The organism is Streptomyces sp. AgN23 (assembly GCF_001598115.1).
Taxonomy (GTDB): Bacteria; Actinomycetota; Actinomycetes; order Streptomycetales; family Streptomycetaceae; genus Streptomyces; species Streptomyces antimycoticus.
This window is the reverse complement of record NZ_CP007153.1, coordinates 10475584-10488123: the sequence shown is the minus strand read 5'-3', so window position 1 is coordinate 10488123 and position 12540 is coordinate 10475584. Positions and strand designations below refer to the sequence as shown.

8 protein-coding genes are annotated in these 12540 nt (G+C 70.0%); 7 read left to right on the top strand and 1 reads right to left on the bottom strand.

The genetic code is table 11. The features are described from left to right. The first annotated feature begins 268 nt into the window (after positions 1 to 268). From AS97_RS44780 to alc, 4 genes are all read left to right on the top strand, one after another. The gene (locus AS97_RS44780; protein WP_059147342.1) at positions 269 to 1753 is read left to right on the top strand and encodes an NCS1 family nucleobase:cation symporter-1; all 1485 of its coding nucleotides are present in this window, start codon (positions 269 to 271) and stop codon (positions 1751 to 1753) included. 44 nt (positions 1754 to 1797) lie between these two features. Then, positions 1798 to 2523, top strand: coding sequence for an aspartate/glutamate racemase family protein (locus AS97_RS44775; RefSeq protein ID WP_125758527.1), 726 nt, complete (start codon positions 1798 to 1800; stop codon positions 2521 to 2523). A gap of 169 nt (positions 2524 to 2692) precedes the next feature. Next, positions 2693 to 4033, top strand: a complete 1341-nt coding sequence (gene allB, locus AS97_RS44770) for an allantoinase AllB (protein ID WP_125758528.1) — start codon at positions 2693 to 2695, stop codon at positions 4031 to 4033. Positions 4034 to 4084: 51 nt separating this feature from the next. Next, positions 4085 to 5197, top strand: coding sequence for an allantoicase (gene alc, locus AS97_RS44765; protein ID WP_059147345.1), 1113 nt, complete (start codon positions 4085 to 4087; stop codon positions 5195 to 5197). Between the two features lie 713 nt (positions 5198 to 5910). Here the strand turns inward: alc and AS97_RS44760 are convergent. Then, complete coding sequence (locus tag AS97_RS44760; RefSeq protein ID WP_079059693.1) at positions 5911 to 6438, bottom strand: sugar O-acetyltransferase; 528 nt, start codon at positions 6436 to 6438, stop codon at positions 5911 to 5913. Positions 6439 to 6896: 458 nt separating this feature from the next. Between AS97_RS44760 and AS97_RS44755 the strand changes: the two genes are divergently transcribed. From AS97_RS44755 to AS97_RS44745, 3 genes are all read left to right on the top strand, one after another. Then, positions 6897 to 7088, top strand: coding sequence for a helix-turn-helix transcriptional regulator (locus AS97_RS44755; RefSeq protein ID WP_059147347.1), 192 nt, complete (start codon positions 6897 to 6899; stop codon positions 7086 to 7088). Next, complete coding sequence (locus tag AS97_RS44750; RefSeq protein WP_161500449.1) at positions 7078 to 7485, top strand: DUF2178 domain-containing protein; 408 nt, start codon at positions 7078 to 7080, stop codon at positions 7483 to 7485. Before AS97_RS44755 ends, AS97_RS44750 begins: the two co-directional genes overlap by 11 nt. Before the next feature lie 1638 nt (positions 7486 to 9123). Beyond that, on the top strand, positions 9124 to 12354 hold the full coding sequence (locus AS97_RS44745) for a bifunctional [glutamine synthetase] adenylyltransferase/[glutamine synthetase]-adenylyl-L-tyrosine phosphorylase (protein ID WP_210566933.1): 3231 nt from the start codon (positions 9124 to 9126) through the stop codon (positions 12352 to 12354). Positions 12355 to 12540 lie beyond the last annotated feature (186 nt).

The window sequence follows — 12540 nt, the reverse complement described above, 5'->3', positions numbered from 1 at the left end:
GGACGTATCCGCAGGCCACGAGCGTACGCATCAGGCAGCGGCAGACCGCTGACAGCGCAGAGCCCACTCAGACCCGCCCGGCTGGGCCGGTGACCCACCCAGGCTCGACATGGAGCGTTCCAGCCGATTAGCGACGGTTTGCCCTTGTCCCGCTTCAATTTCGCCTGGACTCTTGACGGTACCCCCGGCGAAAACTACGTTCTGCATGCCGAAAGTATTATTCCGGCATGCAGAAAACATCCAACTTCCCCTGTCCCGGGAGCCCCGTATGCCTCCTGTTGTGGATGACCGATCGCCCGTGGAAACCAATGGCACCGCCAGCTCCGGTCTCTACACGTACGATCTCGCCCCGACCAAGAAGGAAGGGCGCCGCTGGGGCGCCTACAACGTCTTCACGCTCTGGGCCAATGATGTGCACAGCCTCGGAAACTACGCGTTCGCGATCGGTCTCTTCGCGCTCGGCCTGAACGTGTGGGGCATTCTGGCGGCCTTCGTGCTCGCGTCCCTGCTGCTCTTCCTGCTGCTCACCCTGTCGGGATTCATGGGGCACAAGACGGGCGTCCCCTTTCCCGTCATGAGCCGCATCGCGTTCGGCATCAAAGGCGCGAAGATACCGGCGGGTGTCCGCGGCGCCGTCGCCATCGCCTGGTTCGGCATCCAGACCTACCTCGCCTCCTCCGTCCTGAGCGCGCTGTTGCTGGCGATGTTTCCTGGTCTGCGGGCCCTGCAGGGCCACTCCGTGCTCGGCCAGACGCTGCTCGGCTGGATCACCTTCATGATCCTTTGGCTCCTTCAGGTCCTCATCGTGAGCTACGGGATGCAGATGATCCGGCGTTACATGGCCTTCGCCGCGCCCACGACTCTCATCGCCATGTGCGCGCTGGCCGCCTGGATGTTCTTCCGGGCGGGCGGATCGATCTCCCTGTCCAACGGCCACCCGCTCACCGGCGGCGCGATGTGGCTGCACGTCCTCCAGGGCGCCGCGCTGTGGGTCGTGATCTACGGGACCTTCGTACTGAATTTCTGCGACTTCACCCGGTCGGCCAGGAGCCGCGGTTCCATCATCCGCGGCAACGTCGTCGGAATCCCGGTGAACATGCTCTTCTTCGCCGTCATCGTGGTCGTCCTCAGCGGAGCGCAGTTCAAGCTCGACGGCCAGATCATCACCAGCCCCACGGACATCGTCAGGACGATCCCGAACATGATCCTGCTGGCCGCGGCGTCGCTCGCCCTCATCGCGCTGACGATCGCGGTGAACCTGCTGGCGAACTTCGTGGCGCCGATCTACGCGCTGGTCAACCTCTTCCCACGGCATCTGAACTTCCGCCGGGCCGGCCTGGTGAGCGCGGTCATCGGCCTCGTGATCCTGCCGTGGAACCTCTACAAGAGCCCGATCGCGGTGGAATACTTCCTCGGTGGGCTCGGTGCTCTGCTCGGGCCGCTCTTCGGAGTGATCATGGCGGACTACTGGCTGCTGCGCAGGGCCCAGGTGAACGTGCCCGACCTCTACAGCGAGGACGCGCAGGGCGAATACCACTACCGCCGTGGCTACAACCCGCGGGCCATCTGGGCCTTTGTGCCCTCCGCGACGATCGCCGTCGTCATCGCCCTGATGCCGGCCTTCCACGCTGTGGCGGGATTCTCCTGGTTCATCGGCGCCATCCTCGGCGCCGGGCTGTACGCCGTCATCGCGGACCGCAACATCCTGATCCGGGACGTGGACGGCGAGGCCATCGCGGTCGCCGCCGAGTGAACCGGTCAGCAGAGCCCACCAGAATCCGTCCAGAAAGCCGATCCATGCGCATCCTCGTCGTGAACGTCAACACCACGCAGTCCATCACCGACTCGATCGGTGAGCAGGCGGCCGGTACGGCGTCGCCCGGTACCGAGATCGTCCCGCTGACCCCCTCCTTCGGAGCGGAGTCCGTGGAGGGCAACTACGAGAGCTACCTCGCCGCCGTCGCCGTGATGGAGGCCGTCCGCGCTCACACCGAGCCGTTCGACGCCGTGATTCAGGCCGGATACGGTGAGCACGGACGGGAAGGCCTGCAGGAGCTGCTCGACGTGCCCGTCGTCGACATCACCGAGGCCGCCGCGAGTACCGCCCAGTTCCTCGGCCGCGCCTACTCCGTCGTCACCAGCCTCGACCGCACGGTTCCGCTCATCGAGGAGCGTCTCCACGTCGCCGGCCTGAGCGCCCGGTGCGCCTCCGTGCGCGCCAGCGGGCTCGCGGTACTCGATCTGGAACGGGACGAGAAGGCTGCCGTCGACGCGATCGTCGAGCAGGCCGCCCGCGCGGTGGAGGACGACCGGGCGGAAGTGATCTGCCTGGGCTGCGGAGGCATGTCCGGCCTCACCGAGCGCGTTGCCGAACGCACCGGGGTCCCCGTCGTCGACGGTGTGAGTGCCGCCGTGACGATCGCCGAGTCCCTCGTCCGGCTCGGACTGTCGACCTCGAAGGTGCGCACATACGCACCGCCGCGGCCCAAGCGCATGGTCAACTGGCCTCCGCGGACGCGCTGATGCGGATGGGGGCGTCGAGGCCGGGTCCGGCCGCTGTGATGCGGCCCGGTTGGCCGGGAAGGTACTGACTCGCAGAATCCGGCCATGAAGATGTCTTCCCGCCCTTCGACATTCCAGGGGTGGGTGAAGGACGACCGTGAACAGAGAACCAGCACAGGAGGAGGGTCCGTTGCCCGACGTACAGCTCGTACTGCGCTCAACGCGCGTCATCACCCCCGAGAGCACGCGCCCCGCGTCCGTCACCGTGACCGACGGCCGGATCGTGGACGTGCTCCCGCACGACGCCGAGGTGCCGGCCGGAGCCCGGCTGGAGGACGTCGGCGACGACGTCCTGCTGCCCGGACTCGTCGACACCCATGTGCACATCAACGACCCCGGACGCACCGAATGGGAGGGCTTCTGGACCGCGACACGCGCAGCGGCGGCCGGTGGCATCACCACCCTCGTCGACATGCCCCTCAACTCCCTCCCGCCGACCACGACCGTCGCCCACCTCCGTACGAAGCGGGAAGTCGCCGCAGCCAGGGCACACGTTGACGTGGGCTTTTGGGGCGGCGCGCTCCCTGACAACGTCAAGGACCTGCGGCCGCTGCACGACGCAGGCGTCTTCGGCTTCAAGGCGTTCCTGTCGCCGTCGGGCGTGGACGAGTTCCCGGCACTCGACAGGGAGCAACTGGGCCGGTCGATGATGGAGATCGCCCGTTTCGGCGGACTGCTGATCGTCCATGCCGAGGACCCGCACCACCTGGCCTCCGCTCCGCAGCAAGGTGGCCCGAAGTACGCCGATTTCCTCGCCTCGCGCCCGCGTGGCGCCGAAGTCACGGCCATCACGACCCTGATCGAACAGGCGAGGCGGCACGGCACCCGTGTGCACGTGCTCCACCTGTCGTCGAGCGACGCCCTGCCGCTGATCGCCGCGGCCAGACGGGAGGGTGTGGCCATCACGGTGGAGACCTGCCCGCACTACCTGACGCTGACGGCCGAGGAAGTCCCCGACGGCGCCAGCGAGTTCAAGTGCTGCCCGCCCATCCGCGAGGCCGCCAACCAGGATGCGCTCTGGCAGGCACTGGCCGACGGCACAATCGACTGTGTGGTCACCGACCACTCCCCGTCCACGGCCGACCTCAAGACCCACGACTTCGCCACCGCCTGGGGCGGTATCTCCGGTCTCCAGCTCAGCCTGTCGGCGGTATGGACCGAGGCACGGAAGCGGGGCCACGATCTGCAAGACGTGGTCCGCTGGATGTCGACGGGCACGGCACGGCTGGTGGGCCTGGACGCACGCAAGGGCGCCATAGAGGCGGGCCGGGACGCCGACTTCGCCGTGCTCGCCCCCGACGAGACGTTCACCGTCGCCCCCGCGGCCCTCCAGCACCGCAACCACGTCACGGCGTACGCCGGCAGGACCCTGTACGGCGTGGTCAGATCCACCTGGCTGCGTGGCGAACGCATCGCCACGGACGGCGAGTTCACCGAACCGAAGGGCCAACTCCTCACCCGGCCCTCCTGATGCCCATTCCGCACCACCAGCGGTCCACACCGAAAGGCAGACCTGATCACAGTGACGGCGATACCGACTTTCACCGGCGACGCGAACCCCTACGGAGGCGGTGACCCCTACGCGGACTATCGCACCGCCGACTTCCCCTTCACTCACCACGCCAACCTCGCCGACCGCCGGCTCGGTGCCGCAGTCATCGCCGCCAACGACGAGTTCTTCGCCCAACGCGAGAACCTCCTCGTGCCCGAGCGTCCCGAGTTCGACCCCGAACACTTCGGGCACAAGGGCAAGATCATGGATGGCTGGGAGACGCGCAGGCGCCGCGGCGCCTCGGCGGACCACCCGTGGCCGACGGCCGAGACCCACGACTGGGCGCTGGTGCGGCTCGGCGCCCCGGGCGTCGTGCGGGGCGTCGTGGTCGACACGGCCCACTTCCGCGGCAACTACCCCCAGGCCGTGTCGGTCGAGGGCGTATCCCTCCCCGGCGCCCCGTCCCCGGAGGAACTCCTCGCGGACAACGTGAAGTGGACCACGCTCGTCCCCCGCACCCCGGTCGGCGGCCACGCGGCCAACGGCTTCGCCGTGTCCGTCGAGCAGCGCTTCACGCACCTGCGTGTGAACCAGCACCCCGACGGCGGCATCGCCCGTCTCAGGGTCTACGGCGAAGTCGTCCCGGATCCCGCGTGGCTCGCCGCGCTCGGCACCTTCGACGTCGTGGCCCTGGAGAACGGCGGCCAGGCGGAGGACGCCTCGAACCTCTTCTACTCGCCCGCCACGAACACCATTCAGCCGGGCCGGGCGCGGGTGATGCACGAGTGCTGGGAGACCCGCCGCCGCCGGGACCAGGGGCACGACTGGATCCGTTACCGGCTGGCCGCCCAGTCCGAGATCCGTGCGATCGAGATCGACACGGCTTATCTGAAGGGGAACGCCGCGGGGTGGGCTTCGGTGTCGGTACGCAACGGCGAGAACGGGGAATGGGCCGAAGTCCTGCCGCGTACCCGTCTCCAGCCCGACACGAACCACCGCTTTGTCCTCGCCACAGCGGCCATCGCCACACACGCCCGCATCGACATCTACCCCGACGGGGGCATCTCGCGGCTGCGGCTGCACGGTTCCCTGACGGAGGAGGGCGCGGCGCGACTGGCGGAGCGGTACCAACTCGGCAAGTGAGCCCCCGCGCCCAGACCGGGTGTCCGTGGCCCACCGCCAGTGTGTGCCAGCATGCCCTCGGCGGCCGACTCGGCGGCGCGCTGGGCTGCGCCGGAGTCCTTCACCGGCCCGTACAGCATCCCGCTGATGTTGCACGGCCCGCCGGTGAAGCCCGGAGCTGGGAGATCAGGTCTGCTCGATGGTGAGGTTCAACCGCTCCACCTTGCCCTTGCGGTGCGGGGTGAAGGCGGGAAGACGGGAAGACGGGAAGACGGGAAGGCGGGAAGGCGGGAAGGCGGGAAGGCGGGAAGGCGGTGCATGACGACGGCCGGGCCGCCGAGGACCTCCTTGACCGCGCCGGCGGCGAACTCCAGGCCGCGGTCGATTTGCCGGCGAGTCTCGTGAGCTCGTTGCTGGTGACCGGAGAGATAGGCAGCTTCTCCGGGACACAGGGATACCCGAAAGGGCAGTCGAATTCGGGCATGTGCGACGGACCTGGCCACAACGGGGTGTCGACACCGTACTCGAAGAAGAACCGCGGGCAAGAATCAGAGCAAGCGGCCCTCGGTCGCCACCGTCTACCGCATCCTCGCCGAGGACGCCGACAGCACCGAATGAGCCCGGACGCATCAGGGCTTCAAGATCAACTCATTGCCCCTTTGACCCGTATCTGGGTCACACCCGAATCAGACCGCAGACGTGCTGCTCGCCCCGGGCCGACGGCCCGGCCGGGCTCAGTCGATCGTCTTGATCACCTGGGCGGGGACTCCCGCGACCAGGGTGCGGGCAGGAACATCACGACTGACCACCGCACCGGCAGCGACCACCGCACCAGCACCGATGGTCACTCCCTGCAAGATCACGGCAGACGCCCCGATCCAGACGTCGTCTTCGATGACGATCGGGGCGAAGGAGAGATACTCCCGACGCTCGGCGAGCGGCAGAGGGTGCCCCCCGGTGATGAGGCTGACCTTCGGGGCGATCATGACACCGTCGCCGATGCGGATCCCGCCCTTGTCCATGAACGTGCATCCCTGGTTGACGAAGACGTTCTCCCCGAACGTCGTGTTCAGCCCGTACTCGGTGAAGAACGGCGGGTAGATCGTCACCGACTCCGGGAGCGGGCCACCAAACACAACAGAAAGTAGTTCAGCACGACCTTTGCTGTCGCTGAACGGCAGCACGTTCAGTCGAGACGTCGCATCGGTCACCTCTACGATTCGCTCCGCATGGCGCGCGAACTCGGGCGTCTGGACATACATGACCTGCTCTGTGCGGGTAGACATACGACGATTCCACCACCCTGAAGAGCGTGTGATCAAACAACCGCACCCCCTACCAGACACAACCAATCGTTGTGGAAGTGGGCTGAAATGTGGATGTTGAAGCTCTGCGGACGTCGCGACCGGGGCTGAGCCAGGGCTGGGACCGGGCCAGGGCTGGGGCTGGAGTCGGGGTCGCGCCTGAGGGCCGCGCCCGGGGCCGGGCCAGGGCCAGGGTCGGGGTCGCGCCCGGGCCGGGCCGTTCCTTCCATGTCTTGGTGCGCTGAGAGGTGACACCGCGGCACAGGAGCAGACACCCATGACCGGCCCGGTGGACGGGGTCGAGCGGCGCGGACGGGCGGCGGGAGGGCGGAGACAACCTCGCAGAGTTCCTTCGCCACCCCCGGAGATGTAAAGGTCACTTGACACTCTCCGGATGTAAAGCCTACTTTCCACATATGCGGAACGAGGTACGTCAGCTGCGCATCGTCATGGGGCTCTCCCAGCAGGAGCTGGGGCGGGCGCTGGGCGTTTCCCGGCAGACGATCAACGCGATCGAACAGTCTCGCTATGACCCATCGCTGCCCCTGGCGATCCGTATGGCCCGGCACTTCGGTAAGACAGTTGAGGAGATCTTCCATGTCGACTGACCACAAGCCAGAGACCACCCGCGGCCAGCGCTGGGCCGTTCCGGCCGTGGGGCTGGCCATGGGCGTCGTCTTCATCGCGATCTTCCTGGCCCGGGACGAGCCCGGGATGGCTGCCGGTGGCTTCGCCATCATGGCCGCCTATGTGCTGATCCTCGTCCTGGCGTCGCGCCGGTCGGAGTCCGCCGCGCTGCTGCGCGGCCAGACCACGGACGAGCGCCGTCGGGCCATCAACCAGCGCGCGTCCGCGTTCACGCTGAACGTCCTCGTGCTGGTGCTCCTGGCCGGATTCGTGACCGAGCTGATCCGCGGGCACAGCGGTCACCCCTGGGATGTGCTGTGCGGGGCAGGCGGCGTGACCTACATCCTCGCCACCATCTACTTCTCACGTCGCGGCTGACCGGCCCGCGGACGGCCCCTGGACGGCGGCGGCCACCACGGTGCTCATGGCGGCGGTGCCGGACCGCCGCGGCGCCCGATCCGCGCGGGGGGCAACGCGCACGCGGACGACGATCCGGGCCCCGAAGACGCGAGCTGCCGCTGCACGCCGCCTACCGCGCGCCGATCCCTGACCGCCCGTCAGAAGACACCGGCCGCCCACGGCGGCGGGGGCGGTGGCGGTGGCGGTGGCGGGTTACGCGGGTTGCTTGGGTTACGGCCGGGGGCGCGGGCCGGAGACCCCGCGAGCACTCCACCCGGGCATGGATACCGGCGCCGGCCAAGCCACCGAGCGGTCCCCCGCACCGCACAGCGAGCGTGCCGACGGGCATCCAGTCGGCGGCAACGACGGACGGCGGCGTTCCCGGCCGTGCCGGGCAGGACAGTCCGAGCGAAAGAAGGCCCTGCCGGTGATCGGCGGCGGGCCGGCGCCGGGCCCGGCGAGCGGGCCGCAGAGACCGGCCTGCGGCACCACCGGCACCACCGGCACCGCCGCGCTCCGTGGCGACTCAACAGGCCCCTCGCGTACGGATGCCGCGAGCGCGGGCCCCAGCCGGGGCGCTCACCGTCTTGGGACGCAGCGTGGAATGAACGACGGACCGCGCCTGGTGTCAACCATCTCACTCAGCGACCCCCATGCACGGAGAGCAACTGCCGCATTCGACCGGTGGACGCGGTGAGCTCACCCGGGAGAACCCCCATGGACGAGCCGCAGCACCCGGCTCCAGCCGTCCACCGCAGCCCTCGTAGAGCCGCCCCACTCCCCCGCCCTCCGGGAAAGGACGACGCCTGCACGCTCTTCCGGCAGCGCGTTCACATTGCGCCACGTCTCGCCCTTCGTTTTCCGGACAGCCCGCCAGCACACCGCCCGCCGGACCTGAACCGTCACGGCCACCGCAATGGGAATTTCTTTACCACAGCAGGAATCCCTTTACCGCCCGCGGGGAACCAAGGCGGACAGCCAGGCCGGAACCGGCTACCGCACCCACCACACATTAAAGCACAGACCAATACTCGGTGAATATTGATTCAAAGAGCTGCCAGAGAGGCCGGGGCATCGACAGGGAAAGGCGCTGTCCAAAACCTCGCGGACACAGTGTTAAGCGAATCCATTTTGCCCCCATTCGCACATCAATGTATCACTCAACGTTTTATTGCCTCTGCCTTGACCACCACCGACGCCGCCTCCTACGTTTCTGCCGCCGGATTCAAGCGTTCCACCTGGCGCGGGGTACGGCGAAAAACATCTGCCGAAAAACCGGCGGAAGGATGCGGCGAAGAAGATCGCAGGGCCGCCTGTGTCTGCATTTTTGCCAACCGGGCAAAGGCAGGCCGTGGCGACCTCCGAGTCGTCCGATCAGAAAGGGCTGGATGGCCCCGTAAAAGCAGCCATCCAGCCCGCCCGACATGAGACACATGGGGGACGAGGGGATTTTCATGATGCCTCAGTGCGGCCCAGTCGGTGGGGCGACGTCGGTCAGTAATCATTTTTCTCAGGAATGATCCGGGTCGCAAGCAATGTGTTCGCGCAGGGCTCGTCAGCGGGCCCTGGCCATGGCAGGCAGGGCGCGAATGTGGGACAGGGATGGAGGCGGCGCGCATGGCCCTACCGCAGGGACGCAGGAGCAGCAACGTCACCCGGTTGCTGCGGCACGGTTTCACCGACCCCCCGGCCGCCCAGCGGCTGCTGGACGCGCCCGAGCCGGCCGGGGTGCTCGGCGATCCGGTGCTGCTGGAGGCGCTCGGGGCGACCGCCGATCCCGATCTGGCGCTGCGTAGGCTGGTACGGCTGCTCCAGGCGCTCGCGGAGATCCCCGGGGACGGGGACGACAAGAAGTGCGCCGGCTCGCGGAAGACGCTGCTGGACACCCTGGTCACGGCGAAACCGTTGCGTGACCGGCTGCTGGGGGTGCTCGGGGTCTCCGAGGCGCTGGGTGACCATCTGGCCCGGCATCCGCGGCACTGGCAGGCGCTGGTGACGGCGTACGAGCCGGTAGCCCCGTACCCGGCCGCCTCTGGCTTCGAGCAGACGCTGGCCGAGGAGATCTGGGGCGAGCCGGGGGTGAGGCTGGCCCGGCCAGAGGCGCTGCGCGTGGCGTACCGGCGGGCGCTGCTGACGATCGCCGCGCGGGATGTGTGCGGCGCGGTGGGCGTCACCCAGACCGCCGCCGAGCTGGCGGACCTGGCGGACGCCACGCTGCGGGCCGCGCTGGAGATCGCGACGCAGGAGCGACCCGGGGACGCGGCGGCGTGCCGGCTGGCGGTGGTGGGGACGGGCGAGTTCGGCGGGCGGGAGCTGAGTTACGTCTCGGACGTGGACGTCGTCTTCGTCGCGGAGGCCCGGGACGGGGTGGAGGAGTCCCGGGCCGTGCAGGCGGCCACCCGGCTGGCCGCGCGGCTGATGCGGATCTGCTCGGACGGGACGGCCGAGGGCACCATCTGGCCGGTCGTCGCGGATCCGCGCCCGGAGGGGCGCGACGGCCCGCTGGTGCGGACGCTGTCCGGCCATGTGGCGTACTACCGGCGGTGGGCCAGGACGTGGGAGTTCCAGCCGCTGCTGACGGCCCGGCCGGTGGCGGGTGACGGGGCGCTGGGCCGGGCGTGCGTGGACGCGCTGGCGCCGATGGTCTGGCAGGCGGCCGAGCGTGAGAACTTCGTGCCGGAGATGCGGCGGATGCGCCGCCGGGTGGTGGAGAACACCCCGGTCGCGGAGACCGGCCGCGGGTTGAAGCCGGGCCCGGGGGGCCTGCGGGGCATCCAATCGGCGGTGCAGCTTCTGCAGTTGGTGCACGGCCGGTCGGACGAGTCGCTGCGCCGCGGCACCACGCTGGATGTTCTCGCGGCGCTGGCCGCGGGCGGCTACGTGGGACGGTCGGACGCGGCCGCGCTGGACGAGGCGTACCGGTTCCTGCGCTCGGTGGAGCACCGCGTCCAGCTCCACCGGCTGCGCCGCACCCACCCGGTGCCGCAGGACGAGACGGATCTACGGCGGCTGGGCCGGTCGCTAGGGTTCCGCACGGAGCCGGTGACGGAGCTGGGCGAAGCGTGGCGGCGGCACGCGCGCGAGGTGCGGCGGCTGCACGAGAAGCTGTTCTACCGGCCGCTGCTGGAGGCGGTGGCAGGGCTGGAGACCGGACAGGCCCGGTTGGGCTCGCAGGCAGCCGTCCGGTGGCTGGAGGCCCTGGGCTATGCAGACCCCTCAGGCGCGCTACGGCATCTGGAGGCCCTTGCCCGCGGTGTGACCCGGAGGACGGCGATCCAGCGGACGCTGCTGCCCGTGCTGCTGGGCCGGTTCGCCGACTCCGCCGACCCGGACGCCGGGCTGCTGGGCTTCCGCAAGGTCGCGGACACGCTGGGCAGGACGCCCTGGTACGTGCGGCTGCTGCGCGACGAGGGCGCCGCGGCGGAGAACCTCGCGCGGGTGCTCTCCGCCGGGCGGCTCGCCCCCGACCTGCTGCTGCGCACCCCCGAGGCGGTCGCCCTGCTCGGCGACCCGGAGGGGCTGCGCCCGCGCGGCCGGACCCGTCTGGAACAGGAGGTGCTGGCCACGGTCGGCCGCGCCGACGGCGCCGAACAGGCGGTCGCGGCAGCGCGCGGGGTACGTCGGCGCGAGCTGTTCCGCACAGCCGCGGCGGACGTGATCGTGAGCGCGCGGCTGGCCGACAGGGCGGTCAGGCCCACCACGAGCTGCCCGCCGCCCGGCGGCGACAACGCCCCGGCCGCCCCGCCGACGCCAGACACCCCGCGCGGCGCGCGACCTGCGGCCGGCATCCCCGGCGCGCCGCGCCACGTCGAACCCCGCCTCCCGGCCCGTCCCTCGGGCCGTACGGCGCTCCTCGATGAGCCCGCGAGCCCGGGAGCGCTGGTCGACATGGTCGGCGACGCCCTCTCCGACATCACCGCCGCGGCCCTCGCCGGGGCCCTGCGCGCCGCCGTCCAGGGCACCTGGGGCGATGAACTGCCCACCCGCTTCGCCGTCATCGGCCTCGGCCGCTTCGGCGGCCACGAACTCAGCTACGGCTCGGACGCGGATGTGCTCTTCGTCCACGAACCCCGCGCGGGCGCCGACGAACACCAGGCGTCCCGCGCCGCCTTCGCCGTGGCCAACGAGCTGCGACGGCTGCTCCAGCCCCCCACCGTGGACCCGCCCCTGCTCATCGACGCCGATCTGCGCCCCGAGGGCAAGTCCGGGCCGCTGGTGCGCACCCTCGCCTCGTACGCCGCCTACTACCGCCGCTGGTCACTGGCCTGGGAGAGCCAGGCGCTGCTGCGCGCCGAACCGGTGGCGGGCGACCCCGGCCTCGGCGCACGCTTCATCGAACTGATCGACCCTCTGCGCTATCCGGCCGAGGGGCTGGGCGAGGACGCGATCCGTGAGATCCGCCGGCTCAAGGCCCGGATGGAGTCCGAACGGCTGCCCCGTGGCGCCGACCGCGCCACCCACACCAAACTGGGCCGCGGCGGTCTCAGCGACGTGGAATGGACGGTGCAGCTCCTGCAGATGCGCCACGGCGCGGCCGAACCGGGACTGCGCACCACCCGCACCCGCCGGGCCCTGGCCGCCGCCCACCACGCCGGTCTGATCAGCGGCGACGACGCCCAGACCCTGGACAATGCCTGGGTGCTGGCGGCCCGGGTCCGCAACACGGTGATGCTGGTGCGCGGCCGCCCCGGCGACACCTTCCCCACCGACTCCCGCGAACTGGCCGCAGTCGCCCACTACCTGGGCTACGCCCCGGGCCATGTGGGCGAGATGCTGGACGACTACCGCCGCACGACCCGCCGCGCCCGCACCGTGACCGAACGCCTCTTCTACGGCTACCAGAGCTGACCGCCTCGCCAAGCCCGTCAGTCCCGGCCGACGCGTCCGCGGCCGGACCCGCCACCAGGACCGCGACGCCGACCGGCCCCGGGCAGTGCGCATGGTCACCCCTTTCCCGCTCCGCATGACAACGCCCCGACCCTGGCATTGCAGCGACGCCGTTGGCGAATCCTGCCTGTCGCGCCAAGGTCAGGC